The 25,670-nt window shown below is 51.7% G+C and carries 23 protein-coding genes; 11 read left to right on the top strand and 12 right to left on the bottom strand.

The window, feature by feature from the left end:
- Positions 1 to 394: 394 nt before the first annotated feature.
- Genes GX466_03105 through GX466_03095 form a run of 3 tightly spaced genes read left to right on the top strand, consistent with a single transcriptional unit; the run spans position 395 to position 2,714 of the window.
- The gene (locus tag GX466_03105) at positions 395 to 961 is read left to right on the top strand and encodes a small multi-drug export protein (GenBank protein ID NLH93195.1); all 567 of its coding nucleotides are present in this window, start codon (positions 395 to 397) and stop codon (positions 959 to 961) included.
- 3 nt (positions 962 to 964) lie between these two features.
- Complete coding sequence (gene lpxB, locus GX466_03100; GenBank protein ID NLH93194.1) at positions 965 to 2,113, top strand: lipid-A-disaccharide synthase; 1,149 nt, start codon at positions 965 to 967, stop codon at positions 2,111 to 2,113.
- Entirely contained in the window at positions 2,106 to 2,714 is a 609-nt protein-coding gene (locus GX466_03095; GenBank protein ID NLH93193.1) for a lysophospholipid acyltransferase family protein, read from the top strand. The genes lpxB and GX466_03095 overlap by 8 nt, the downstream gene beginning before the upstream one ends.
- A gap of 124 nt (positions 2,715 to 2,838) precedes the next feature.
- Here the strand turns inward: GX466_03095 and GX466_03090 are convergent, their stop codons facing one another.
- Positions 2,839 to 3,576, bottom strand: a complete 738-nt coding sequence (locus GX466_03090) for a hypothetical protein (GenBank protein NLH93192.1) — start codon at positions 3,574 to 3,576, stop codon at positions 2,839 to 2,841.
- Positions 3,577 to 3,847: 271 nt separating this feature from the next.
- Between GX466_03090 and GX466_03085 the strand changes: the two genes are divergently transcribed.
- The 8 genes from GX466_03085 to GX466_03050 all read left to right on the top strand — a co-directional run bounded on the left by GX466_03085 (position 3,848) and on the right by GX466_03050 (position 13,812).
- On the top strand, positions 3,848 to 4,267 hold the full coding sequence (locus tag GX466_03085; GenBank protein ID NLH93191.1) for a hypothetical protein: 420 nt from the start codon (positions 3,848 to 3,850) through the stop codon (positions 4,265 to 4,267).
- A gap of 723 nt (positions 4,268 to 4,990) precedes the next feature.
- Entirely contained in the window at positions 4,991 to 5,803 is an 813-nt protein-coding gene (locus tag GX466_03080; protein NLH93190.1) for a 4Fe-4S binding protein, read from the top strand.
- Positions 5,779 to 6,399: a 4Fe-4S binding protein gene (locus GX466_03075; protein NLH93189.1), complete on the top strand. Its 621-nt coding sequence runs from the start codon at positions 5,779 to 5,781 to the stop codon at positions 6,397 to 6,399. Before GX466_03080 ends, GX466_03075 begins: the two co-directional genes overlap by 25 nt.
- 162 nt (positions 6,400 to 6,561) lie before the next feature.
- The gene (locus GX466_03070) at positions 6,562 to 7,764 is read left to right on the top strand and encodes an acetyl-CoA C-acetyltransferase (GenBank protein ID NLH93188.1); all 1,203 of its coding nucleotides are present in this window, start codon (positions 6,562 to 6,564) and stop codon (positions 7,762 to 7,764) included.
- 1 nt (position 7,765) lies between these two features.
- The gene (locus GX466_03065) at positions 7,766 to 9,010 is read left to right on the top strand and encodes an aminotransferase class III-fold pyridoxal phosphate-dependent enzyme (protein ID NLH93187.1); all 1,245 of its coding nucleotides are present in this window, start codon (positions 7,766 to 7,768) and stop codon (positions 9,008 to 9,010) included.
- A 66-nt stretch (positions 9,011 to 9,076) separates the two neighbouring features.
- The gene (locus GX466_03060) at positions 9,077 to 10,690 is read left to right on the top strand and encodes a CTP synthase (GenBank protein NLH93186.1); all 1,614 of its coding nucleotides are present in this window, start codon (positions 9,077 to 9,079) and stop codon (positions 10,688 to 10,690) included.
- Positions 10,691 to 10,994: 304 nt separating this feature from the next.
- A complete protein-coding gene (locus tag GX466_03055) occupies positions 10,995 to 11,912 on the top strand; it encodes an ABC transporter substrate-binding protein (GenBank protein ID NLH93185.1) in 918 nt (305 codons plus the stop codon).
- Positions 11,899 to 13,812 carry a SpoIIE family protein phosphatase gene (locus tag GX466_03050; protein ID NLH93184.1) on the top strand — a complete coding sequence of 638 codons (1,914 nt, stop codon included), beginning with the start codon at positions 11,899 to 11,901 and terminating at the stop codon, positions 13,810 to 13,812. The genes GX466_03055 and GX466_03050 overlap by 14 nt, the downstream gene beginning before the upstream one ends.
- 141 nt (positions 13,813 to 13,953) lie before the next feature.
- Here the strand turns inward: GX466_03050 and GX466_03045 are convergent, their stop codons facing one another.
- The 11 genes from GX466_03045 to GX466_02995 all read right to left on the bottom strand — a co-directional run bounded on the left by GX466_03045 (position 13,954) and on the right by GX466_02995 (position 25,669).
- Complete coding sequence (locus tag GX466_03045; protein ID NLH93183.1) at positions 13,954 to 14,679, bottom strand: 1-acyl-sn-glycerol-3-phosphate acyltransferase; 726 nt, start codon at positions 14,677 to 14,679, stop codon at positions 13,954 to 13,956.
- A gap of 13 nt (positions 14,680 to 14,692) precedes the next feature.
- Positions 14,693 to 16,135, bottom strand: coding sequence for a hypothetical protein (locus GX466_03040; GenBank protein NLH93182.1), 1,443 nt, complete (start codon positions 16,133 to 16,135; stop codon positions 14,693 to 14,695).
- Positions 16,135 to 18,489 carry an endopeptidase La gene (lon, locus tag GX466_03035; GenBank protein NLH93181.1) on the bottom strand — a complete coding sequence of 785 codons (2,355 nt, stop codon included), beginning with the start codon at positions 18,487 to 18,489 and terminating at the stop codon, positions 16,135 to 16,137. Before lon ends, GX466_03040 begins: the two co-directional genes overlap by 1 nt.
- 98 nt (positions 18,490 to 18,587) lie before the next feature.
- Complete coding sequence (locus tag GX466_03030; GenBank protein ID NLH93180.1) at positions 18,588 to 19,166, bottom strand: hypothetical protein; 579 nt, start codon at positions 19,164 to 19,166, stop codon at positions 18,588 to 18,590.
- Between the two features lie 36 nt (positions 19,167 to 19,202).
- Positions 19,203 to 20,426: a bifunctional 3,4-dihydroxy-2-butanone-4-phosphate synthase/GTP cyclohydrolase II gene (locus GX466_03025; protein NLH93179.1), complete on the bottom strand. Its 1,224-nt coding sequence runs from the start codon at positions 20,424 to 20,426 to the stop codon at positions 19,203 to 19,205.
- A gap of 2 nt (positions 20,427 to 20,428) precedes the next feature.
- The gene (locus GX466_03020) at positions 20,429 to 21,460 is read right to left on the bottom strand and encodes an RluA family pseudouridine synthase (GenBank protein NLH93178.1); all 1,032 of its coding nucleotides are present in this window, start codon (positions 21,458 to 21,460) and stop codon (positions 20,429 to 20,431) included.
- Positions 21,444 to 22,193, bottom strand: a complete 750-nt coding sequence (locus tag GX466_03015) for a hypothetical protein (GenBank protein ID NLH93177.1) — start codon at positions 22,191 to 22,193, stop codon at positions 21,444 to 21,446. Before GX466_03015 ends, GX466_03020 begins: the two co-directional genes overlap by 17 nt.
- Positions 22,190 to 22,900, bottom strand: a complete 711-nt coding sequence (locus GX466_03010; protein ID NLH93176.1) for a TrkA family potassium uptake protein — start codon at positions 22,898 to 22,900, stop codon at positions 22,190 to 22,192. The genes GX466_03015 and GX466_03010 overlap by 4 nt, the downstream gene beginning before the upstream one ends.
- A 10-nt stretch (positions 22,901 to 22,910) precedes the next feature.
- Positions 22,911 to 24,599 (bottom strand): potassium transporter Trk, encoded by a 1,689-nt coding sequence (locus GX466_03005; GenBank protein NLH93175.1) that lies wholly within the window; start codon positions 24,597 to 24,599, stop codon positions 22,911 to 22,913.
- Between the two features lie 2 nt (positions 24,600 to 24,601).
- Positions 24,602 to 25,240 carry a nucleoside monophosphate kinase gene (locus tag GX466_03000; protein NLH93174.1) on the bottom strand — a complete coding sequence of 213 codons (639 nt, stop codon included), beginning with the start codon at positions 25,238 to 25,240 and terminating at the stop codon, positions 24,602 to 24,604.
- Positions 25,241 to 25,264: 24 nt separating this feature from the next.
- Positions 25,265 to 25,669: a holo-ACP synthase gene (locus GX466_02995; protein NLH93173.1), complete on the bottom strand. Its 405-nt coding sequence runs from the start codon at positions 25,667 to 25,669 to the stop codon at positions 25,265 to 25,267.
- Position 25,670: the final 1 nt, after the last annotated feature.

The raw sequence follows: 25,670 nt of genomic DNA, 5'->3' as shown, positions 1-25,670 counted from the left end.
TGCTACTTAGCATCCGACGTTTGAGTTCTGATGCCGGCAAGGTGTCGCTTACTTGAATCTTTCTCATCACTACCTCCAGTGATATGAATACAGAGACAGGATAATCAATTCTAGTATTTATGCAAGCGAAATGGTATTAATTGTTTACTCACAACCATATCATGCCGGTCACACCCTTAGCGCCCGAGTCTATACCTCTCCCCCGCCTCCCGTACTATTCCCGTATCGAATGCGGGGATAATGCGGGAGGCGCATTCGCGGCCCATGACAAGGCCTTAACGGCCCGACAGGATCGCAAGCTCAATTTCAGGCTGTGCGCCGGAATTTCCCTTGTCAAAATCTCCACATAGCCAAATATGGATTCTCGCTATAAAATGATGAATAGGAAGACCGCTTGAAACCGAAACTTCGCGCTTTGGTCCTTGTGACAGTCCTGCTGCTCAGCTTCAGCCTGCTGGGCGCTGAATCCTTCGGCTCGCGCACCGCCGCTTCATTGCGGGCCCGTGGTGTGAGTCCCTGGCTAATTGTGGTGATTATCTCAATGTTGCCCGTTGTTGAACTGCGTGGGGCCATCCCGGTTGCCATTGCGCTTTTTGGCATGTCCTGGCAGGAGGCAGTGTTGCTGTCGATATTGGGTAACATGATTCCTATTCCCTTTCTGCTTCTCTTTCTGGAGTGGTTTCTGAAGCGGATTTCCCGCTTCCGCTGGGGCAAGAAGTTCACCGACTGGCTCTACGCCCGCACTCGCAGCAAGGGCAAGGTGGTGGAACGTTACGCGGAGCTCGGCCTGATCATATTTGTGGGTATCCCCCTGCCCGGCACGGGAGGTTGGACCGGAGCGGTGGCTGCCAAGATCTTTGGACTTGATTTCTGGAAGTCCTTTGTCTGTGTCTTCCTCGGTGTGCTGCTGGCTGCAATCGCCGTTACGCTGATCACTTTGCTGGGCACCACAATATTCTGAATCATGGGCTCCCCCGCTTTTCACATCTTCTGGCTGGCTGGTGAAAACTCCGGCGACCTGCATGCCAGCTTGGTGATGAAAAGCCTCAACGCCGCCATTCCCGGCCTGCGCCACAGCGGCATCGGCGGGCCCAGAATGCAACGCGAGGGCTTAAAACCGTTATTTCCCTTCTCCAGATTCAACGTGATGGGCTTTGCGGAAGTGCTTGGCCGTCTGGGCTTTTTCTGGAAAGTGGAACGTTTTCTGGACACTTTTTTCAGGGACGATCGGCCTGATTTGGCCATTTTGGTGGATTATCCCGGCTTCAACTTACGCATCGCCCGTCTGGCAGATTCACATCGCGTGCCTGTGCTTTACTATATCTGCCCCCAGTTTTGGGCTTGGAAACACAACCGAGTTTTCCAACTGCGTGACCACGTTCGCCACGTAGCCTGCATCCTGCCATTTGAGCCGGAATTGCTGGCTAGGCACAATGTTGCTGCCACCTATGTGGGCCATCCCATCGCGGAGGAAATAAGTTTTGAACTCGACCGTGACAGCTTTGCCAGTTTATATGGTCTCGATCCTGCCAAACGCTGGATTGGCTTTTTTCCCGGCAGCCGCGACAATGAAATAAGCCGGATGCTGCCTGTCTATCTGAAAGCGGCACGGAAACTGGCCTCCCAAGGTTTCGAACTCCTTGTTTCCAAAGCCCTCACCGTTTCTCACGGTCTCTTCACGTCACTGCTTGAAAACACCCGGACCGCGGGACTGAAGGTAATCGACGGCTACCGCTACGATTTGATGCGCCATGCCGATTTGCTGGTCTGCACATCCGGCACGGCCACCCTGGAAGCTGCCTTTATCGGCACTCCAATGCTGATCTGCTACAAAACTTCCGCCTTCTCCTATGCCATCGGCCGCCGCCTGGTGCAAATCAAGCGCGTTGGACTTCCCAACATCCTGCTGGACCAAAACCTCTTGCCTGAGCTGATCCAATCCGCCTGCACACCCGAAAACATCGTCCGGACAGCACTCAGCCTGCTGTCTGACCAAGACCGGTTACAGGAAATAAAGCTTGAACTGCTCAAGCTTCAGACTTCATTGTCCGAACCGTATCCCAGCCTGGAAATGCCGCGCTTGGCGAAAGACCTTCTGGACGTCCATGTCTGAACTGCTATTGAGGCTGGAGGGTGTTCTTGGCGCTTTGCTGCTGCGTTTGTGGCGCCGCACCCTGCGTGTAGTAGCACTGAATCAACCTCCCATTGGCCATCCTTGCGTTTACGCGCTTCAGCACCGAGATTTGCTGCTGCTCACCTTGCAGAGGATAGATCATGATATCGCCGTGATGGTCTCTCGCTCCCGGGATGGAGAACTCATCGCCCGCCCTCTGGCCCGCCTGGGTTTTTTCCCGGTGCGCGGCTCAACCTCCAGAAGCGGCTCCCAGGCTTTGAAAGTTATGGTTAGACTGGCCCGTGAACGTAGCCTGGCACTAACGCCAGACGGCCCCAAAGGCCCTGCCGGATCAGTTCAGCCCGGAATTCTCCAACTTGCTCTGCTGGCTCAGGTCCCCATCATTCCAGTGGTCGCCTCCGCCAGCCGGATGTGGCAGTTGGATTCTTGGGACCTCTTTCGCCTCCCCCATCCCTTCAGCAGGCTCACCGCCATCTATGGACCTGAGATTTGGGTGCGCTCACGGGAGGATTTTCCCGCCGCTGAAGAGGCCATTCGCCAAGCCTGGCAAAATCTCCAGTCCACTCCCCTACGTCAGTAATCAATTATTGCCCAATAGAGGAAATCTGCGCTTTCGAGTCAGTGGGATCGTCCAGTTATACAGGATAAAAGAAACAAGCCGGAGAATAACATCTCCGGCTTGTATTTAATTTGAAAGATAAGACTTATCTGGACAGGGCGCGCTCGGTGAGGCGGCGGACGTAGTTGGCCAAACGGGCAGGTGAGAAGCGGTCGATCTTAGCATCGCCGTAATCCTGCCAATCGCTCTGGGCGGTGGCAACCATAACATTATCCACATACTTGTGGTTCATCTGGGTGATCTCAAGGGAGTATAGGGAACCGTCTCCATGGTCCTGCACGACGTTCGCGGGGAAGGTGTATTCGCGGACTGAAGCAGCCAAATCAACATCGGCAACTTCGTCATCGTAGGGATCGTCCGGATCGAAGGCGTAGGCAGAAGCGGTCTGGCTTTGGTTGCTGGCTTCGAGGGTCCAGTAAATGTAAGCGCTTTGGGCGGGGTTGAAGGTGAGCGGGAAAGTCCCGTCGGCATTGTAAACAATCGTTTGGCGGGTGTTGACGACGGTTTCTCCGTCCACTATAAGCTGGAAGTAGTAGGCGTTGCCGGGAGTAAGGTTTGTCCCACCCGTCCAGAAATCGCCCCAAGCAGAAAGCGCGACGGTCTCGCCACCGATCTTGAGTTCAAGCGTGGTGGGCTCGACATAATCGCCCATGGGGCCAATCCACATCACAGTAACGATGTGGCTGTCTTCTTTGCCTTCGGGGCCGGCAATGGCCATCACGGACCATTTGGCGTCTTCAGGCTCGGTAATGTTCTCACAGCCGGTGAGGAACAAGCCCAAGGCGAGAGTTGCGATAATCATCAGTATAAAGAATTTACGCATTTAATTCTCCTTTAGTTTTGGTTTCTGAGAGTCTTAATCCTGTATCTACCGTTATTTGTCAAGCTTTTATTGATTTAACGCAAAAAGCGAGTTCTTTTCCCAGGATCTCCTGGACAGCTCTCTACGCTATATACCACCTCGATATCACAATCCTGCAATTTTTTCATTTGAACAATTTCCCCAATCCCCATAACTGTGTTTGTCACTCCCAACAATGCGACTATATTGTCTGAAATACTCAATACCAAACGACAGATTTCCTGGAGGAACGATGCAAAACTACTACAAGCTAACTCTCAAGTGCCCCAAATGCGGAAAGGAACTCGGCGACGAGACCAAACTCATCGACAAAGTTCCCGCTGTGAAACTAATGGCGCGCACCGGCCAAGAAGAAGGCTGTGTATGGCTTTCAGCCCTTTACGGAAGCTACAGCAAGGAATCCAGCCTTTCACCCCGGGACGGCGAGATCAGTGTCTTCTCCTGCCCCCATTGCGGCGGTGACCTAACTTCAGAAGAAAACTGCAACATCTGCCAGGCCCCTCTCGTGGATTTTCACCTCTTTGAAGGCGGCAAGGTCTCCATCTGTTCACGTGTTGGCTGCACCAAGCACTCAATCGAGTTCGAAGACCTCAACACTGCCATCAACCATTTCTTCAACGAATTCGAGATTCAAGCCCAACGCCCGGAGTAAGGAGCGGTCCTCACTCAGCCTGGCAGATTCATACCCCAGTCGGGTAAGATTAATTCAACTCATACAGGATTGGTAATTATCACAACAAGCCGCCTCTCAAAAGGCGGCTTTCTTATTTTCCAATGACTTCTTACGATTTCACAAAGTATCTGTGAAACCCTTGAGTCGCTATTATCACATTCTTCTTAGTGAACCGGCAGTTAAAACCCTACCTATGCTCAGGCGCTGGCCAAGCCAGTGGAAAAAGCCCTTCGGACTGCTTTCGGGCTGAACACCCGCATCCACTTGATTCAAAAAGAGCCATAAAACGCTAACTCACTTCAATATCCTACCAGTCTCGTCCTGAGCGCCCGCGACCTTCCCTCTCTCCCGCCTCCCGCCAGATTCTCGCATTAAATGCGGGTATCATGCGGGAGGCAACTCTGGAATCAAAGAAAGGGCCTTAACGGCCAGTAGGCTCCGCTTTGACAAGGCAACTTCAAACACACGCTATCGCATACAATATGAGGGAGTTATCCACCCAGTATGAATGAGAACCAGAACAAGCAGGAATGAGCTTCGACTCCGGCATGGTATTTCAAATATGACAAACAGGTTTGGTTTCGGAACCCCCATATGCTAACATGGACTTTTTCATTGACAGCAGTCCGGTCTGAAAAGAAAAGGAAACGAGCGTGGACATAACGATGTAGTTCACCGCTGCTACAAAAGCAAAGGAAGCCCATGATGAAAAAAAGCAAAGCCCAAACAAGGCGCATGATTGTTCAAATCGCCAGTTTGGCGCTTGCCTTGGGGTTTCTCGCGCTAGTGATTAGGGGCACAAACTACAGCATTCATGAAGCCTGTCCCTACGCTTTGGTTTGTTTTGGTCTCAGCGGCAGCACCTTCCTGAGGTTGGGAGGCTGGGCCATAGCCGGGATGGTCGTCTTTGGCTTCGCCATGCTGGTTTATACGATATTCCAGGGTAGGAAGTTCTGTGCCTGGTTGTGTCCGTTGGGAACAGTCCAGGAACTGCTATTCTCCCTGAGGGGAAAGAGTTATCGGATGAAGCACAGGTCGCCTTTGTACGTGGAGCGCAAGCTGGCCTTTCTAAAGTATCTCATCCTGTTGATAACAATAGTTCTAACTCTGCTGGGATTTAATTATCTCTTCATCAGGCTCTGTCCCTTTTATTCTCTTTCCTTGCTGCCCAAGCTGTTCGCGCCGGGTATTTTGGTCCTGGGCATTGTATTACTTATTTCCTGTTTCAGCGATCGGGTTTGGTGCCGCTTCCTCTGTCCTTATGCGGCTTTGATGAACATCTTCCAATGGCTGGGTGATACGGTCGGGATTCAGCGGAAAAAGATCAGAAGAAACCTGGAACGCTGCACCGACTGCGGTTTGTGTTCGCTCAACTGCCCCATGAACATCAACATCGCTGAAAATGAATTCGTGCAAGACCGCAACTGCATCCACTGCGGCCTCTGCGCAGAAAGCTGCCCCAAACCGGGAACCTACACCGAGGAGCGCGAATGCGAAAACCAGCCGCGATCTTGATAACCCTGCTACTTGTTGCCGTGATAGCCTTGCAGATCCTGGCCGCCCTGAATATCTTTCCCAGGCAGGAACGGGTGGAAATCTGCCCCGTGGACGCCATATCCATGCAGAACGGTAAAGCAGTGATAGACAAAACAAATTGCATCGGCTGCCGACGCTGCGTGGCAGGGGTGATGGTTCCTTCCGGATATTTGGAACAGAATTCAGAGCTTGTTGTAGATTCTTTAGGCTCCTCTATAGAGAAACCTGATATTCTGGCTACAAATCCACCATTGGAAAAGATAGAGGAAACCAAGAAAACTCGGGCTTTGAAAAAGACTCCTGAGACCGAGAAAGCTCCGCCAGCTAAGAAACCTTCAAAGCCTGTAACCGCTGCCACAATCGAAGCCGAAACCAGCGAATCAAAGCACCGGGTTGATGCTGTTAAATGCATCGGATGCGGCCTCTGCGCCATCTACTGTCCTACGGGCGCGATTACCATGCTTAACAACAAGGCGGTAATCAACCCAGCCAAATGCATCAACTGCAGCATCTGCAAAACAGGCAACAAAGCTGATTTCAAGGGTTGCCCGGTGAAGGCCATCAGTGTGCCCTAATGCTTTGCTCAAACGTGCTTGCTGGCAGCAAAGGAATAGCGTTCCAAACATTCTACTGTCCTTGATCGCGAGCTTTCAGGACCAAAGATAATAAATAGCGGTTGACCAAAACCGCCCCGTAAATAAAATGAGAAAAAACAAAATACAGACATGGAGGAAATCATGAGAAAAACCGTTGTGGTAAGCGCCAAGCGGACCCCCATCGGAAGTTTCGGAGGAGTTTTCAAGAATGTGTCGGCAGTGGAACTGGGTGTCGCCGTTCTTAAAGCTATCATCGCGGAAACCAACCTGAAAGTCGAACAGATCGATGAAGTGATCCTCGGCAACGTTTGCGGCGCCGGACACGGACAGAACATCGCCCGTCAAGTGGCCATCAAAAGTGGTGTTCCAGACCATATCCCAGCCTATACAGTGAACAAGGTTTGCGGCTCAGGCATGAAAAGCGTGACCTTGGGCGCACTGATGATCGGCACTGGCGAAGCAGACATAGTTGTTGCCGGCGGCACGGAAAACATGAGCCAGATCCCCTATGCGTCGATGGACACGCGCTGGGGTGGTAAAATGGGAGATAAAACTCTCACCGACCTGATGATCCGTGACGGCCTGAGCGACATTTTCAATGATTATCACATGGGAATGACGGCTGAGAACCTCGCTGAAAAATATCAGATCAGCCGCGAGGAACAAGATCAATTTGCCACAGCCAGCCAGAATAAAACCGAGAAGGCAATTAACTCCGGCCGTTTCCGCGACGAGATCGTGCCAATCATCATTCCCCAGCGCAAAGGCGATCCCCTGGTGATCGACACCGACGAATTTCCCCGCAAGGGCGTGACAGTGGAAGCCCTGGCCAAGCTGCGACCCGCCTTCAAGGCAGACGGCAGCGTTACTGCCGGCAACGCCTCCGGCATCAATGATGGCGCGGCCATTCTTTTGCTGATGAGCGAAGAAAAAGCCCTGGAACTAAATCTGCCCATCCTTGCCACTCTGGTCGGCAACGCCTCCGGAGGTGTGGACCCCGCCATTATGGGATATGGGCCGGTTCCGGCGATAAAGAACCTGCTGGCCAAAACCGGCTGGAAACTTGAAGACATCGAACTGGCTGAGCTCAACGAAGCCTTTGCCGCTCAATCCCTGGCTGTTTTCAAAGGATTGGAAATGGAAGGCGTGGGCAAACTGGATATGGACAAAGTTAACGTCAACGGCGGAGCCATCGCTTTGGGACATCCCATCGGCTCCAGCGGAGCCCGCATCATCGTTACCCTGCTGCATGAAATGGGCAAACGCAACCTCAATAAAGGCCTTGCCGCCCTCTGCATAGGTGGTGGAATGGGCATAGCAACCCTCTGGGAAAGGAGTAACTAACATGGCAGACAAACTGAAACTGGACAAGAGCATGGCTCTCTATGCCGAGGCCAAAACCCTCGTGCCCGGCGCTGTGGCCGGCATACGCAGACCCTACAACTTCGTTGAGGGCGAATACCCCATCTTCTTTGAAGAAGGCAAGGGCGGACGCATCCGCGATGTGGACGGCAACGAATACATAGATTACCTTTGCGCTTACGGCCCCATTATCATTGGCTACCGCGAGGAAGAAATCGACAACGCGGTGATCGAGCAGATCAAGAACAAAGGCTTTTGTTTCTCACTCACCCAATCCATCCAAAACAAGCTGGTACGCAAGCTGCAGGAAGTGATTCCCAGCTGCGAGATGGCCGCGATAGTAAAAACCGGCAGCGACGCAACCACCATCTCCATCCGCGTTGCCCGAGCTTACACCGGCAAGGTGAAAGTTGCACGCTGTGGCTATCACGGCTGGCACGACTGGTGCGTGGAAGTGAAAGGCGGCATCCCAGAGAAATTCTACGAAGACGTCATCGAATTCCACTACAATGACCTCGACCAACTGGAAGACATCCTGAAAGCCAATGCCAACGATATGGCCGCCATCATCGTGACCCCGGTTGGCCATCCCCTGGCAGCTGAAGTGCAGATGCCCAAGCCGGGATACCTGGAAGGCGTGCGCAAACTGGCAGACAAATATGGCTGCGTGCTGATCTTCGACGAAATCCGTAGCGGTTTCCGCTGTTCCCTTGGTGGCGCGCAGGAATTATTTGGAGTAACTCCAGACCTCTCAACCTTCGGCAAGGCAATGGCCAACGGCTATCCGATCGCAGCGCTGGTGGGCAAGCGGGAGGTCATGGATGTCCTAACCAAGGACGTCTTCCTCTCCTCCACCTTCTTCCCCAATTCAGATGCCCAGATTGCGGCCCTGAAGACCATCGAGATCCTTCAGCGTGACAAGATTCTGGATGTGGTGGCGGCCAAAGGCAAAAAGTTCGGTGAAGATGTGGAAAAAGTGGTGGCTGAATCCGGCATTCCAGCCCGTTTTTCCGGCTCGCCGTGGATGCCCTTCATCACATTCCCAAGAGATGAAGAAGGCCTCTACAAAAAGCTGCGGGTGGAGTTTTACACCCAGCTCATCCGCCGGGGTGTTTTCCTTCAGCCTTATCATCACGGCTACATCTGCTACCGTCACACCGACGCCGACCTCGCCTTCACGGTGCAGGCTATAAAAGAATCGCTGGCCGAGCTTAAAAAGCTGGCCTGAATATAAATGAACCGTCTGCCGGGGCTGGATTTCCAGCCCCGGACAGCTATGCTTTACTGAGGATCTATGGCAAAATACATCTTCGTGATAGGCGGCGTTCTATCTTCCCTTGGCAAGGGGATCGCCACCGCCTCCATCGGTTTGCTTCTTAAATCAATGGGTTACCGCGTGGCAACCCAGAAATTTGATCCCTACCTGAATGTGGACCCCGGCACAATGAGCCCCTTCCAGCACGGCGAAGTTTTCGTTACTGACGACGGCGCCGAGACCGACCTCGACCTGGGTCATTATGAACGTTTTGTGGATGAAGCCCTAACCCGACACTCGAGCTGTTCAGCCGGCCAAATCTACGAAAGGGTGCTGCAGAACGAAAGGAAGGGAATTTATAAGGGTAAAACAGTGCAGGTGATTCCGCACGTGACGGATGAGATAAAGCGCCGCATCCAAAAACTGGATGCCGATTACGATATCATCATCACCGAAATCGGCGGAACCGTCGGCGACATCGAAATCCTTCCTTTTCTAGAAGCCGTGCGCCAGTTGCGACTGGACCTTGGCCTGCAGAACACCCTCTACGTGATGCTTACCTATATTCCATTTATCCACGCAGCGGGCGAACTGAAGACCAAACCCTCCCAACACAGCGCCTACAAGCTGCGTGAGATCGGAATCCAGCCTGAGATACTGCTCTGCCGCTCGGAAAAACCTTTTGAAAGCGAGATTTACGACAAGATCGCCCTCTTCACAAACGTGCCCCGTGCCAATGTGATCAACGCCATCGATGTAAAAAGCGTTTACGAATGCCCCATCACCTTCAAGAATGCCAATCTGCACAAGATCATATGCCGTCACTTCGGATTGGAATGCAAGCCTCTGCGCCTGACCGCCTGGAACAAGTTCCTGCAAAACAGCACCAGTTGGGAGCAAAAAGTCACCATCGCCGTCTGCGGCAAATACGTAAAGCACCAGGATGCCTATAAAAGCGTCGAGGAAGCGTTGTTCCATGCCGCGGCCCACCATAGGATGGGGCTGCAGGTGAAATGGGTGAATTCCGAACAGAAATTCAAACCATCCTCCCTGGCAAAAATACTCAAGGACGTGGACGGAATCCTGATCCCAGGCGGATTTGGAGTAAAGGGAATCGAAGGCAAGATCGCCATAGCGGAGTATGCCAGAACGCGCAACATACCTTTCCTGGGCATCTGTCTGGGCATGCAGGTTGCTGTGATAGAATTCGCCCGCCACGTTTGTCACCTCAAAGACGCCAACAGCACAGAATTCTTTGCCGACACACCCCATCCGGTTATCCACAAGATGGAAGACTCAATCTACCAGAAACTTACCGGAGGCACAATGCGGCGGGGGGCTTATCCCTGCAATTTGGAGCCAGGTTCACTAGCCAGAAAGGCTTACGGCCGTGCCAGGATCAGCGAAAGGCATCGGCACCGCTTTGAATTCAACAATGCTTATCGGGATAAACTAACCTCCAAAGGCATGTGCCTGAGCGGCTTTTCACCTGACGGGCTTTTGGTGGAAGTGGTGGAACTTCCCAAAAAGGGTTTTTACCTCGGCGTGCAGTTCCATCCCGAGTTCAAATCCCGTCCAAACAAGGCACACCCCCTTTTCCGGGATTTCTTTGGTGCCGCCCATGCCTATTCTTCCGGTAAGTCCAAACAGTAGATAAGAAAAGACTTCTGCCGCCTTTGTGTAAATATTTCCACTAAATTGTGGTTATTTTGGTATATTATGCCTTGACTTGATCATTGTATCATCTAGGATGACATTGCTTAAACAATTATGGGCCCAACATTGGCTTAGGTTTTAGTGTTTTTATATTATGAACCCATTGCTTCAACCCAAACTTCCTCAACATCGTGGCATACGTCACGCGGTCAGGCTGATCGTGGTTCTAATGCTGTTTGTATTGTCCAGTTGCGGGGACAAGTGCATTGATTCTGGCAGAAGCAAGAAAAACAGACCCAGTATGGAGGAAGTTCAACCCAGAGAGCTTTTCAAATTGCGTTACCGGCTGAAATGGCTGCACCAGGCCCAATTCGCCGGAGCTTACATGGCCAAGGAAAAAGGCTTCTATCAGGCACGGGGCTTGGATGTCGAGTTCCTGCCCGGAGGAGGAGATCATCCACCTTACCAATCGCTTATGGAAGGTTCCGCCGACATAGCCAGCTTTAACCTGGTCACCGCTCTCAAGTATCATAATCCCAAAAATCCCGCTGTTTTAATGGCTCAGATATCGCAGAAAAATTCCACGGTGTTGGTGGGGAAAAAGAGTTCCGGAATCAAAACCATACAAGATCTTGATGGGAAAAAGATTGGCGTCTGGCGAGAAGAAGGTGGCGACCACACCCTTTTCTTTCTGGAAAGCCTGGGCCTGAACATAAGAGCGATACCCATGGACTGGTCTGTCAACCTGCTGCTGGAAAATGCCGTGGATATGATCAACGCCATGTACTACAATGAGTATCACCGTCTGCTCATGACCGGTTTGGATGAAGAAGACCTGGTGGTCTTTGACCTTGCGGATTATGGCTTTGACCTTGTTGACGATGGAATCTACACTACCAGGGACTTTTTTGAAAAACACCCCCGGCAGTGCCGGGATTTCACAGCCGCCACCCTTGAGGGCTGGAACTATGCCTTCCAGAATCCTGAGGAAACCCTGGCTGTGGTGCTACGTTACCTGAGGGAAAACCATCAACCGGCAAACCTTGAGCATCAGGCCTGGATGCTGGAACATATAAAGTCCCGTATTCTGGAAAATCCCGCCCGCGTTGGTTATCTCGATCCCAAAGATTTTGATCTTGCCAATCGCATCCTGATAGAGCGTGGCATCATCGACAAACCTGTTGATTACCAGACCTTCTACCCCCATGAACACAAGTAAAAAGACCAAATACCTGGGGCAACAGCTCATCTCTTTCATGTTCATCTTCATGTTGATCCTCTTTCTGGTGACCTTTCTCATCACCCGCCAACTGGCCTACAAAGTGATGCGCAGCAACGCAGAAGAAAGCATCAGCAACCTCACAGAGACAAACGCGCAGATGATCGACAAGAACCTCTCCAACATCATGACCATCGCCCAGGAACTGAGGACGGTGATCAACGACGATCTCTACACCCCGAAACAGCTTAAGCGTCACATCCACCATCTGCTGATCGATAACCCCAGGCTGATCTCGGTTTGCCTGGCCTATGACAAACCATCCACCAAACGCACCCAAACCTTCTATTTGGAAAACCAGCAGATTCGTAGCATCCCAGCAGAAGATGACGATTACCTTTACAAGGACTGGTTTCAGATACCCTGGCTGTCTCTTAGGCCTTGGTGGAGCGATCCCTGGTTCGACAACCTGGGTTCCAAAGAAAGAGTATGCTCTTACTCCCTTCCGCTCACCATCAAAGGCAAGCATCAAGGCATTATCCGTTTGGACACTCCGATGGAAAGCCTGCACCGCATCGTGAAGCCGATCCGGGTGAAAAAAACCGGCTTTGCCTTCATGATTGCAAGCAACGGCATGATCGTAGCCCATCCCAGGGATTCCCTGGCCATGAACTATTCCGCGTTTGATTTCGCCAACCGTTACGGCGATCAGGAACTGCGCCAAATATGTAAAAACGCCGTGAGTGGCCAAAGCGGCTTTGAGCGCTTCCGTTTTGAAAAACCTGGCCCTGATGTCTGGATAGCCTATCGGCCCCTGCCTTCCAATCATTGGAGCCTGTTGGTGGAGGTTCCCAACAGTGAGGTTTTTGCCGATTTGCACTCTCTCTCCATTATCACCACGATTGCTTTCGTGCTTGCTTTCCTGATCTTTTCAGGCACGATCTGGTACCGCACCAGTGCCCTTAACCAACCTCTCTCAGAACTGGTGGATGCCATCAAACTGGCAGGGGAAGGCGAGCTGCAGTCTGGCCCGGAGATTGATTCAAACACTTACGAAATCCAAGTTATCGCCGAGAACTTCGAAAAAATGAAGAGCTCGCTAACCAGCCATATAAACAACCTTCAGCAAGTGACCGAGGAAAAGAACCGCATCATGGCTGAAGTTGCCTTTGCTTCGATCATCCAGCGCAACCTTATCCCAAAAAACGATGATGCCTCAAAGTTGCCGGCCAACCTTAAAGCCTTTGGCATCCTCGAACCAGCCGGAGCCATTGGCGGCGACCTCTACGATTATTTCCTCAAGGACGACAAGCACTTTCTCTTCGCAATTGCCGACGTGGCGGGAAAAGGCGTTGCCGCCGCCATGACCATGACCATGATGACAACCTTGCTGCGCACAGTTTCATCGGATAAAGACAAGCCGGAGGATATCCTGCACATCCTGAACACCTTTTTGGTGGAAAACAATCCGAAATCCGACTTTGTGACCATGGTCCTAGGCATCATCGATCTTGAAAGCGGAAGTTGCGTGTTTTCCAATGCCGGCCATACACCAATATATCAGCTTAAGGCGGCAGGCGGATTCAGCAAATTCGCCACCACCCATTCCACTGCGCTGGGATTTTTTGACAATATCAAGATCACTTCCGATGTGCTGCAACTTGCGCCCGGTGACAAAATCCTCGTCTTCACGGATGGCGTTTCCGAAGCAGTGGACCGATATGACAAACTATTCGGCACAGACGGGCTGGAACAGGTTCTGAATAAAGAAGCAGGCTCTTCGCCTGAAGAAACCGTTCAGGCGGTCCTGGCTGCCGTTGGCGAGTTTGCGGACACCCAAAAAAGCCACGACGACACCACCATCCTGGTCGTGGAGTTCCTGAAGCCTCTGAACTGCTGACACACCCTTAACCCTCTATCTTCTGCCACTCTATTGCCTCCCGTCATATTCCCGCACTCGATGCGGGTATTGTGCGGGAGGCTAAAAACAGGATATCAACATACCCCATAAGGGCGAAGCGGCTTGGAATAAATCTGTCTCTCAATCCGTGAGGCAGGCCTCGATAGAGCTTTTCAGATGAGCGGCGAGGGCGATTTTATCGTCGTAAATGGGATCACCTGGTCTCACGGGCGGCAGGATGGTGAAGTTCACCCTGGCGGCGTGGATATCGCCGTCGATCTCCAACATGCGCCAGGTGCCGTCCAGGGCGAATGGCACAATGGTGGCGCCAGCCATTTGCGCGAGTTTGAGGCTGCCCAGATGAAAATCAGCCACTTTGCCCCGCTCCGCGCGCAACCCTTCAGGAAAAATGACCATGGGATGGCCTTCCTTCATCACTTTGGCCGCTGCCTGAAAGACTTTGATGGCCTGGCGGGCGTTGTCTCGGTCCAGAAAGAAGCTGGGTAGCTGGACCATCCACTGCTTGAGCACAGGCACCCTGGCCAATTCCTGCTTGGCAATGAAGCCCATGGGACAGCCCGCAAAACCAAGGAGGGTGGGAATGTCAAAATAACTTTGGTGATTGCCCATGAAGCAGATGGGACCTTCCAAAGGAATGTTCTCGCGCCCGGAAACCTTCACCCGCGTGCCGGTGCTGACCACCGTGAACCAGCCCCAAACCCTTGCCATCTGCCAGGTTAGCCTGCGGTAACGGCTTGGTGACAAAAACAGCTTGGTGACAAGGTGAAAAAGCAGAAAGATGAACAACAACAGCATCATGATGACGAAGAAGACTTTCCAGAGAATGCTGGTTAGTTTGTTGAACATGGGTTTTCCTTGGTCAGTCGAAATAGGTCCATTCTGTCCAGATATCGTGCAGGGAGGTGATCCAGCCGCCTTTGCTGATGGCATGGCGCAGGGTACTCCAGTAAACTCCAGCCCAGAGGGGAAAATCTATGGGGTCAAAGGTTACATTGTGCCAGAGCAGAGACAGATGGGACTGATATTTGTCCGCCATGTCGATCAAACGGCGCAGGGTTAATCTGGCCGCCAGCGGATTCATGTTCATGGCTTTTTTGGAGTGGAGGGTTGTGTCCATCACGATGAGAGGTATCTCCAGCACCCTGAAGGGACGGTTTTCCTCTATGTTGAAGGGATAAAAGGGAAAGGATATCCCCGCCCGGAAGCCGATGTTTTCCCAGTAGCCGAGGGTCGAATCGTAGAGGATTCCGGCGTTTTCGAGAATGCGGAAGCTCTTCTGATAATCGAAATGGAGGTAATGGGATCGGTATCCGCGCACCTCAAATCCCGCTTTGACCAGACGGTCCATCTCTGCTCGGAGGACTTCCTCGTCGAAAGCTGATTCCGGACTGCCATGCAGTCCCACTTCCTCACCGGCCAGCAATTCTTTGAGCCGCCTCAGCACCTTGGGGTTGGATATGTAGTTTTGGCGTTTGTCCTTAAAATCGCCCTTGCCAAAGAGAAACCAGGTGGCCTTAACCCCGAGGTTCCTTTCCTTCTGCACGATCCAGCGGATTTGGCGGCGGGGATTGTGGATCAGGTTTTTATGGAGGGTGTGGCCGAGGATTTTAAATGTGGCGGTAACAGGGCGTTTGTACCAAGTGCGGAGGTTGTATTTGAGGGTGTCAACCTTCTGTGTTCCAGCCCAGTAGTTCCAATAATCCACATCGTGGGAAAGCGATATGCAGAAACGGTTTTCCTCATTCCAAACGATTTCGCGGATGAATTGAGGCAATGCTCTTTCCATGGCGTAGAGTAGCATCTGGCAATAGACATCGACCACGGGAATATCTGTAAAATCCCATCGGTATTGCAGCGATTCAAAGTAATCAACCCGTCCTCGCTGTTCACCGTGGCGGCTGAGAATGTATTCGTGCCAGCAGGTTAGGAAGTAGAAAGCGCTGGCCACGATGTCCTTGCGGAATGTCATGGATTGCGCGCCGATGGCGAAAATCGCCCCGGGCTGGGAGAATAGGAAGGGTATGTATTCCTTCTGATAGAGGCAGAAATCCACTCGGTCCAGGGGATAAAGCTCCAATCGGTTGAAAAAATCAGGAGTGGCGGGATCAAAGTGGATCTTTATTGGATAGGCGCGTTCGCTTTCCGGCCCGTAATAAAGATGAACCCCTTCAATCCTCTCTCCGTATGTGAATTGTGGGTTCAGGCGCAGGATGTTGCAGAACGTCCTCAGCACAAACTCGGCCTTGGGTATGAAATCCCTCGGCAAATCAAGCAGAATGAGGATGTTCGGGAAGCGGTCCATCAAGTTTGGGCTGGCTTACCGGCCTTGGGTGCGGGTTTGGCCATCAGCACCATGTCCAGCACATCCTTAACACTGTCCACCCAAGTGATTTCCATTCCTTCCAGGATGTCCCGGGGAAAATCGCTGATGGTTTCCTCGTTTTCGCGGGGAAGGATGAGTTGGGTGATGCCAGCGCGTTTGGCGGCCAGCACTTTTTCCTTGAGCCCGCCGATGCCCAGAACCTTGCCGGTGAGGGTGATTTCGCCGGTCATGGCCAGATCGTGTCTCACCTTGCGACCGGTGAATAGCGATGCCAAAGCTGTGGTGAGGGTGATTCCGGCTGAGGGACCGTCCTTGGGCACGGCGCCAGCGGGGAAATGGATGTGGATGTCATATTTTTCCAATTCACGGGGTTCGATACCGTATTTTTGGTGATTTGCCTTCAGATGGCTGAGGGCGATCCTGGCTGATTCTTTCATCACTTCACCCAACAGACCGGTTAGGATGATCGTTCCTTTACCTGGCATCCGGGTAGTTTCGCAAAACAAGATTTCCCCGCCGTAACTGGTCCAGGCAAGGCCGGTGGCGATGCCCTCCTCTGGTTTGCGGTTGGCCAGTTCCAAACTAAATTTGCGGGGCCCCAGGTAATCCTTTACGGATTTGGCATTGATCACCCGGGGATGGACATCCCCGGAAGCAACTTGCCGGGCTATTTTGCGGTAGATGGATCCAATACGCCTTTGCAGATTGCGCACCCCGGCTTCCCGCACATAATAGCGGATCAGTTCCTGCAGCGCAGATTTGTGGAAAGTGATCTTGTATTCCTTCAGCCCGTTGGCGTCTTTTTCCTTGGGAATCAGGTAATGGCGGGCTATCTGCACCTTGTCATTTTCAAGGTAGCTGGTGAATTCTATGATCTCCATCCTGTCGCGAAGGGCTGGAGGGATGGTGTCCAGCGAGTTTGCTGTGGTGATGAACATCACTTCGGAAAGGTCGAAAGGCAGATTCAGATAGTTGTCCACAAAGCTGTGGTTCTGTTCTGGATCAAGCACTTCAAGCAGGGCTGAGGCTGGATCTCCGCGAAAATCACGGCCCAGCTTGTCGATCTCGTCCAGCATGAAAACGGGGTTGGCGGTGCTTTGGCGTTTAATCTCCATCATAATCTTGCCGGGCATGGCGCCAATGTAGGTGCGGCGGTGGCCGCGAATCTCAGCTTCATCATGAATTCCGCCTAAAGACATGCGGATAAACTTGCGCTTGAGGGCCCGGGCGACAGATTGTCCGATCGAGGTCTTGCCAGTGCCCGGTGGCCCTACAAAACAGAGAATAGGGCCTTTGAGGCTGCCCTTCAGCTTTTTCACAGCTATGTATTCAAGCACGCGTTCCTTGGGCTTGGCCAGGCCATAGTGGTCTTGGGTGAGGATCTTTTCGATCTTGACCAAATCCAGCCTGTCCTTGCTGTAGGTGGTCCAGGGCATATTCACTATCCAGTCCAGATAGTTCCTCACCACGGCATATTCGCTGGCGGCAGGTTGCATTGTGGCCAGGCGGTCAAGTTCCTCGAAAGCCACTTCCTCCACATAATCCGGCAGCTTGTTTTTCTCGATGAGCTCTTTCCATTTGAGGACCTCTTTGCTCACCTCGTCGCTTTCGCCCAGTTCCTTGCGGATGACGTCCATTTGTTCGCGCAGGTAGTAACGACGCTGATCTTCGCTCATCTCCAACTGGATGTTGCTGCGGATGGCGTTTTCCAGCCGCATCTGGCGAATCATCTCAGCCAGACAGTTGTTCAGGTGTTTGAAGCGTTTCTTGAGGTCGATGGTTTCCAGGATTATCTGGCGGTCTTCGATCTGGAGGTCGAGGTTTCCCGCTATGATATCTGCCACCCGTCCGGATTGTTTGACGTTGCTGAGGCCCGCGATCATCTCATTGTTCAGGATTGTGCTTTCAGAGGCTATCTTTTCCATCAGCTCGATGGCTATTGTGCGATAGGCATGGATTTCTGTGTCTTCCTCAATTTGTTCATGCACAGTTTCCACATCCACCATGACGAAGGGTTCCCTCTGCACAGTGCGCTGAAGGCGGACTCTGGAGGTTCCCTGCAGCAGAAGGCTGATAGATCCGTCCTGATTGCGCAGCATCCGGAGTATGGATACGGCTGTGCCAATCTCATTCAGGCCTATGTCGCTGGGACCTTTTTTTTCACGATCCAGGAAAAAGGCCATGGTTTTATCGTGTGCCAAAGCATGGTCGATGACCAGTCTGGATTCTTCGTCGGTTACCACCAGAGGCATCAGCAGGTGCGGAAACATCACCACGTTGTTGATGTGCAGCACCGGCAAGGTTCTGGGGATCCGGCTGTTTTGTTCTTCCATTATGTTGCGCTCCTGATCAAACATAAATCGTAATGTCCCCAGCAGAATGAATTACAAACAAGGCTGGGATACACAGACAATATAACTCTGCAGGTGCCTCAAGCCAAGATCAGGAACAAGATCATGTTCAAGATTCCGAAGACCAGGTTTATACCTGCCACAATCTTAAGTAGCGGCACATAAAGGTATTGGCGGAAGTATTTATAAAAAAACTCCAGGTTGAACTGCTCGTCATATTCGTCTATGCGGTGTTCGATGCGCCAATGCTCCAGTAAGTGGGGCACGGTTTTGCGCAGGATCTTGCTGGCAATGCCGCGCACGGCGTTGGAAACGGTGTTGCGGATACTTTCCTTTAATCCGCCGGGCAGCAGAGGCCAATCGTCCACGAAGGAGGTTTGCTCCCAAACCTTTTGCTGAATCTGCTCTTCAAGGTTGTAAAGATAGCCGGTATTGGCCTGGGGGTTGCCGGCCTGTTCCAAATAATCATGCAATAAGTCGCGGGCTTTATTGAAAACCCAATCTCGCTTGCGAACAACAAAACCTGGTGTAAGGGGATTTCTGACCCCAAAGATCTTGCGTTGAGTGGAATTGAACAGAAACCACTTGGCAAAATAGACCAGCAGCAGGCCGACACCAACGTTCAACACTATAAACAGCAGTGATTTTAGAAACAGCATCTGACCTCCTCAGTCAAGAGACGCTTAAAACTTGGTTTAAACATGATTCAGGATGTGCCCCATCTTTTTCTTCTTCGTTTGAAGGTATTCCAGATTGGTTTCGCGCGCGGCTACCTCTATCGATACTCTTTCAATAATCTGAAGTCCGTAGCCCTGCAGGCCAACAATCTTTTTAGGATTGTTGGTGAGCAGGCGTATCTTTTTCAGGCCGATGTCCTTGAGGATCTGGGCCCCAATCCCGTAATCACGCAGATCAGCGGGAAAACCGAGGTCCAGATTGGCTTCCACTGTGTCCAGTCCCTCATCCTGAAGATGATAGGCACGCAGCTTGTTAACCAGGCCGATGCCCCTACCCTCCTGGCGCATGTAGAGGATCACGCCGGTTCCGGCCTCGGAGATAAGCTCGAATGAACGCTTCAGCTGCTCGCCACAATCACAACGCAGTGAGTGTAGTGCATCACCGGTGAGGCATTCTGAATGCACGCGCACAAGCACTTCCGCCTCCGCCTTTATCTCTCCCAGCACCAGGGCGAGGTGATATTCCTCAGACACGGTGCTCACATAGGTAAGGATGTCGAAGTCACCGTAGGGTGTGGGAAGTTTGGCTTGGGATACGCACTCCACCAGCTTTTCGCGGTGGCGGCGGTAGCGGATCAGCTCCGCTATAGTGATGATCTTCAACCCGTATTTTGTGGCAAAAGGGATCAGGTCGTCGAGACGGGCCATTTCCCCATCTTCGCGGATTATTTCACAAATCGCTCCAACCGGCGCACGTCCGGCCAATTTAACCAGGTCCACAGCTGCTTCGGTATGCCCCGCCCGTTTAAGCACACCCCCGGTTTCAGCCCAGAGCGGAAAGATGTGACCTGGCCGCATGAAATCATCAGCCCTGCTGTCGGGTGAAGCCAGGGCGATTATGGTCTTGGCCCGCTCGGATGCTGAAATTCCCGTGGTAGTGCCTTCCTTAACGTCCACTGTGATGGTGAATTTGGTACCGTGGCGATCAGTGCTGTTTCGCGTCATTAGAGGAAGGTCCAGACGTTTGAGGGATTCGGCTTCCATGGGTACGCAGAGCAACCCTTTGCATTGGGAAATCATGAAATTCACTTGTGAAGCTGTGATAGCGTCCGCCGCCATTACCAGGTCACCTTCATTTTCACGGTTCTCGTCATCAACCACGATCAGCATTCCGCCATCCGCGATGATCTGGATGGCTTCAGCAATCGTGCAAAAAGGGCTGTCGCCTTTTACTTCAGTCATTTTCACCATTCTTCATTATCGTTTAGGATCGAGAATAAATCCCTGGTGTCTGTGTCAATGCCAAAATAATTCTCCAGCCAGGCCATTGTATAATTAAAGTCTTGCGGAGGATCTACCTTGATATCCAGAGGCTTGCCTGAAATTGGTTGCACGAACTGCAGCCTCCATGCGTGCAAAGCCTGTCTCAGCAGATGGGTTGTGAGCAGTTGCGTCACTTTTCGTTTATAGTTTTCCGGAACTATGGCATGAACCTGCCTGCGGGTGTTGTAAAGAAGGTCTCCCAGAAGAGGCAGGTTGCGATGCGCAAAATGCACTCTGATTTGATGCATCCTTCCTGTTTCTAGTGATACCTTCACCAGCGAGAAGCAATGGAAGTACTTGATCACCTTGTAGTTGGTAAGCGACCATCGTCCTTCAGGGGTCACGCACATCTTGCGTGGATTGCTGATGCTACGGCCGATGTTGTCTTCAATACTGTCCTCGGCTGGGTCCGGAATTCCGCAAGTTATAGCCAGATAGGTTTTTTTCACCTGGCGTTGGGCGAACATATCGTTAAGCGCGCTTTGGACCGGGTCATTCTTAGCAATGACCATCAGACCGGATGTGCCTCGGTCAAGCCGGTGCACGATGCCAGGGCGATTGGCTTCCCGACCTCTGGAAAGGTCCTCCCTCCAGCGGAATACGATGGCATTCACCAGCGTCTGGTCAGATGCCCCGTAACCCGGATGGACTATCATACCGGCAGGTTTGTTGATCACGGCTATGTCGTCATCCTCATAAACCACATCCAGGGGAATGTTTTGCGGCACAACCTCTGCAGGCTTAAATTCCGGCAGGGATACATCCACCTCGTCGCCCTTGGTAAGCAGATAACTCTTCTTAACCGGGACCTTGTTCACCAGCACACGGTCTTCTTCTATCAGCTTCTCGATGAAGCTGCGGCTGTATAGCTCTTGGATGCGTAGATCTACCAAGTATCTGTCCAGACGGTCAGTCCCGTCTTTGTCGAAAACAACCTTAATCCTGTTTTGCATGCTCCGTGAAGACAAGTGTATAAACTCCACCGATTGAATCGCCCCTAGCGTTGCGCACGATGGCGCCGTTTAGCGTGGCCAGGCGTTGGTAATCGTTATCGGGTATCCTGTTGTCATAGAGATTATCGCCGTAACGCAGGGAATCGAATATCTTTTGAAAGATTCGCTGGTCATATTCACTTTTCAGCTTCAGGTCCTGGATATTGTTGCTCTCATTGAACATGGGGTAGCGCCGCCGCAGGGCGTCGTTGCAATAGCTGATATCGCCGTTATTGAGGGCGATCAGGACCCCCTGGGGCAGCAGGTTGATCATCTGTTTGATGCGCTGATCATGCTCGTAAATCTTGTTTTCCTTGGCCTGGTCAAAACCGTGGATGTTTCGCAACATTATCTTCAACCCTTCCAAAAGTGGCACAATATCCCTGTCTCCGGCATGGGCTGCCAGTTCGCCATCTATATTCACCTCGTAATTACCGTGGGCAATTTCGCTGACGATTTTGGCTGTGCGGCTCAGGGATTTCCTGAGCATCACCGGAATAAGGTTGTAAATAACCACACCGCAGACAAAGATAGCTAAAACTGAAACAATCAGGGTTGTTTGCAGATCATTGACCATGGTGGCCAAATCCGTTTTCCGGCTGATGATAATCCATAGCAAGAGTGTCTCCAGCAGGATCAGTCCCAGCAGGATGGATATGGCAAGATGATAGCGTTTGCTAATAGAGTGTTTCATGGCAGGTCCCTCTTGTTCGCGACGTCCCGGATCAGGGAGTCGATGGCGTTTTTTCTTCCCATTAGCATCATCACATCCCCTTCGTTGATTACATCATTGGCTCCGGGCATGTCATTCAGCCTCTGTTCCACCTTGTTCTTGCCCTCGTCAGTCACTGTCAGGTAATTGTATTTGATGGCAATCACATTTATCCCCCTGCCGGTGGGCAGAGCCAACTCCTGCAGAGACTTACCGACAAATTCCAAGGGCGCGACCAATTCAAGCACCACATGGCCGCTGGTTAGATTGTAGTACTCCAGGATGTTTTTCGATATCAGCGTATTAGCCAGTTGCGACCCCACCGTCTCTTCGGGCAGGATGGTGCGCTTAACTCCTATCAGTTCAAGGATACGGCCGTGCAAATGGTTTTCTATCTTTGCGTAGATAATGCCAACGCCAATTTTCTTGAGAATCGCGCAACTGAGGATGGATTCCTGGATGTTGCTGCCGATAGCCATGATCACTGCGTCAACTTCGTTCAGATTCATGTCCCTCAGAGAGTTTTCATCTGTGGAGTCCGTGCACACAGCCTGCGCGACCTTGCTGCTAATTTGATCCACCAGTTCCTGTTTTTTGTCGATGGCAAGAACTTCCATGCCGTTCTCTGCCAGGATCGTGGCCACGGTCATGCCAAACCGGCCCAGTCCGATTACCGCGTAACGTGCCATAATTATTCCCTTAGCCGATAGCTATATTTTCCTCGGCATAATTGATATTGGTTTTCCTGTTTCTAACTGCGAAAGCGTAGATCAAAGTCAGCGGACCGATCCTGCCGATGTACATCAGAAGAGTTATCAGAATTTTTCCTAGAATGGAAAGTGAAGGTGTGATACCGGTGGAAAGGCCCACTGTGCCGAAAGCTGAAATCACTTCGAACATAATCTTTTCAAAAGGTAAGGGTTCCACCAGTAACAGTATCAAAACTATGAAAAAGACCAGGGAGGCTGAAAGAAATACCAGTCCTGCTGCTTCCCGGAAATTGCTGGAAGGGATTCGCCGCTTGAACACGCTGATATCTCTTCTCCCCTTCAGCAGTGAGACCATCGTGAGCCCTAATATGGAAAAAGTTGTAGTCTTGATCCCGCCGCCTGTGGAGCCTGGCGAAGCGCCGACGAACATCAGAAACATGCTAACCAACAGGGTCGCTTTACCCATAGCACCGAAATCAAGTGTGTTGAAACCCGCCGTGCGCGTGGTAACAGACTGGAAGAAAGAACTCAGCAAGCGCTGATGGATTCCGAAGCCTTTCATCGTGCCGTAATACTCCATCACAAAAAAGGAGATCATTCCCCCCACAATGAGAAATGCGGTAGTTACCAGCACTATCTTGCTGTGCAGGGTCAGTTTCCGCACATTGTCGCGCTTGAAGAAATAGCGGTAAAGATCGATAATAACTGAGAACCCCAAACCTCCAAAAATGATAAGCAAAGGAATAACGATGCTTACCACAGCGCTGTCGCGAAACCCAACCAGATTATCCGAAAAAAGAGCGAAACCAGCGTTGCAAAAGGCTGAAACCGAGTGGAACATGGAGAGATAAAGCGCCCGGGCCAGCGAATGGTGATGATAAAACCTGCTGAAAAGCAGCGCTGCTCCTGTCAGTTCTATTATCCCGGTCACCAGCAAAATGTTTTTTAGGAGCTGAGCCAAGTTGATTCTGTTGGTGCCTCCCACCACCTGGCTCATAACGTTCTTGAGCTTCAGATCGATGTTTCTGCCCATTAACAGGGCGAAGGCTGTGGAAACTGTCATAATTCCCAACCCTCCGATCTGGATCAGCAACAGGATCACCACTTGCCCAAACCTGCTGAAATAGTTTGCGGTGTCATAGACTATCAAGCCTGTAACGCAGGTTGCTGAGGTTGAGGTGAATAGAGCGTTCACGAAAGGCGTCACTCTTTTTTGTGTTGATGCCACAGGCAGCATCAGCAATATGGTCCCGATAAGAATCACCAGGATAAAACTAAGCATCATGGTCACCGGGGGGTTGTCTGCCAGCCATTTGTAGATTCTGCCCCTAGAAAACCGGAAGAGGATGAAATCCAGTATGAAGTAAGTTTGCCGGACAAGCAGGAAGAAAATGACGAACCTGGCGTTGAAGTTCATCAGCAACAATCCCACCACCAACATAACCGTGTCGAAGATCACCACAATCGGGATGGCGCGTCCTTCCCTCAGCAACAGGCGGTGAAGGATAGCCAAGGCCAGCAGGAGCAGATTGACCCAGGCTGTGGCGGTTTGCACCAACTGATAATTTGAATAGTAGCTGATCAGGGGTTCCAGAAAAAGAACCAAAAGGCTCCACACGGCAAGCAAATATGCTGCCGCTTCCACTGGGCTCAGTATCAGCTTCAGGATTTTGCGCATATTCACTCAGCGGGCAGCGATGCCACTATTTCACTGATATCTTTAGCCACCGCTTCGATCTCCTGGCCGGCATCCACTTCAGAAAGCAGACCACGCTCGGCAAAAAAATCCTTCAAGGCCAGGGTCTGTTCGTAAAATTCAGCCAAACGGCGTGAGATAGCCTCTGGTTTATCGTCTTTGCGTATGATTAGTTCCCCACCGCAGGCATCGCATACATTTTCCACGCTTGGTGGATCGCTCACCAGATTATAGTTTTGGCCGCAATCACGGCAGATTCGACGTGAGGAAATCCTGGCAATGGCCTTGGCTTCGGAAAGTTCAAGGAAGAAAACTTGCCTCACCTCGAAGTGCTTCACCAAATACTCCGCTTGCATCAAAGTTCGGGGAAAGCCGTCAAAGATGATTCCCTTGCGATCTGGACGCAGCGATTGGTCTATGATGTCGAATACAAGTTCGTCGGGAACAAGTTCACCGCGGCTGATTATCTCACTCACCTGCAAACCGAGCTTGGTTTTTAGGGAGATTTGCTCCCGGAAGAGATCGCCAATACTGACGTGCTGGAACTGCAGGCTGTCGCTTAACAGGTCTGCCTGTGTGCCTTTCCCGCTACCCTGAATACCGAAGAACACGAAACATCGCATATAAAACACCTCAATTTTGGTAAATTATTCAGACACTCGCAAGCTGTCAAGCTTTTGCCTTTCCAGCACCACAAAGGCCAGCGCGTATTCTTTTTCGTGAGTCAGGGACAGGTGAACGCGATCTGCCGCCAGAGCGGTCAAACGTTCCAGCGCCCCGCCCCTGAGCAGAATGCCCGGTTTTCCGTTTTTATCTGTAAAAACCTCAATGTCCCTCCAATTCACCATGCCGTCCCAGCCCGTACCCAGAGTTTTCATCACGGCTTCCTTGGCGGCGAAACGGGCGGCGTAACTTTGTTCCGGGTTCGCTTTTCCCTGGCAATGGGTGATTTCGCCCGCGCAGAAAACACGTTCAACGAAGTTTGGATACCGTTCCAGCAGTCTGCGCACACGCTCCACTTTCACGATATCGGTTCCTATCCCCACTATCAAT

It is taken from the genome of Candidatus Cloacimonadota bacterium, from assembly GCA_012516855.1.
In the GTDB taxonomy this organism is placed as follows: domain Bacteria; phylum Cloacimonadota; class Cloacimonadia; order Cloacimonadales; family Cloacimonadaceae; genus Syntrophosphaera.
The sequence above is the reverse complement of the archived record's forward strand: the minus strand, read 5'-3'. Positions and strand labels throughout refer to the sequence as shown.

Coding starts and splice junctions, on each gene's coding strand:
- lpxB (NLH93194.1), top strand. CDS start 965: ATGGGCTCCCCCGCTTTTCACATCTTCTGGCTGGCTGGTGAAAACTCC.
- GX466_03095 (NLH93193.1), top strand. CDS start 2,106: ATGTCTGAACTGCTATTGAGGCTGGAGGGTGTTCTTGGCGCTTTGCTG.
- GX466_03090 (NLH93192.1), bottom strand. CDS start 3,576: ATGCGTAAATTCTTTATACTGATGATTATCGCAACTCTCGCCTTGGGC.
- GX466_03085 (NLH93191.1), top strand. CDS start 3,848: ATGCAAAACTACTACAAGCTAACTCTCAAGTGCCCCAAATGCGGAAAG.
- GX466_03080 (NLH93190.1), top strand. CDS start 4,991: ATGATGAAAAAAAGCAAAGCCCAAACAAGGCGCATGATTGTTCAAATC.
- GX466_03075 (NLH93189.1), top strand. CDS start 5,779: ATGCGAAAACCAGCCGCGATCTTGATAACCCTGCTACTTGTTGCCGTG.
- GX466_03070 (NLH93188.1), top strand. CDS start 6,562: ATGAGAAAAACCGTTGTGGTAAGCGCCAAGCGGACCCCCATCGGAAGT.
- GX466_03065 (NLH93187.1), top strand. CDS start 7,766: ATGGCAGACAAACTGAAACTGGACAAGAGCATGGCTCTCTATGCCGAG.
- GX466_03060 (NLH93186.1), top strand. CDS start 9,077: ATGGCAAAATACATCTTCGTGATAGGCGGCGTTCTATCTTCCCTTGGC.
- GX466_03055 (NLH93185.1), top strand. CDS start 10,995: ATGGAGGAAGTTCAACCCAGAGAGCTTTTCAAATTGCGTTACCGGCTG.
- GX466_03050 (NLH93184.1), top strand. CDS start 11,899: ATGAACACAAGTAAAAAGACCAAATACCTGGGGCAACAGCTCATCTCT.
- GX466_03045 (NLH93183.1), bottom strand. CDS start 14,679: ATGTTCAACAAACTAACCAGCATTCTCTGGAAAGTCTTCTTCGTCATC.
- GX466_03040 (NLH93182.1), bottom strand. CDS start 16,135: ATGGACCGCTTCCCGAACATCCTCATTCTGCTTGATTTGCCGAGGGAT.
- lon (NLH93181.1), bottom strand. CDS start 18,489: ATGGAAGAACAAAACAGCCGGATCCCCAGAACCTTGCCGGTGCTGCAC.
- GX466_03030 (NLH93180.1), bottom strand. CDS start 19,166: ATGCTGTTTCTAAAATCACTGCTGTTTATAGTGTTGAACGTTGGTGTC.
- GX466_03025 (NLH93179.1), bottom strand. CDS start 20,426: ATGACTGAAGTAAAAGGCGACAGCCCTTTTTGCACGATTGCTGAAGCC.
- GX466_03020 (NLH93178.1), bottom strand. CDS start 21,460: ATGCAAAACAGGATTAAGGTTGTTTTCGACAAAGACGGGACTGACCGT.
- GX466_03015 (NLH93177.1), bottom strand. CDS start 22,193: ATGAAACACTCTATTAGCAAACGCTATCATCTTGCCATATCCATCCTG.
- GX466_03010 (NLH93176.1), bottom strand. CDS start 22,900: ATGGCACGTTACGCGGTAATCGGACTGGGCCGGTTTGGCATGACCGTG.
- GX466_03005 (NLH93175.1), bottom strand. CDS start 24,599: ATGCGCAAAATCCTGAAGCTGATACTGAGCCCAGTGGAAGCGGCAGCA.
- GX466_03000 (NLH93174.1), bottom strand. CDS start 25,240: ATGCGATGTTTCGTGTTCTTCGGTATTCAGGGTAGCGGGAAAGGCACA.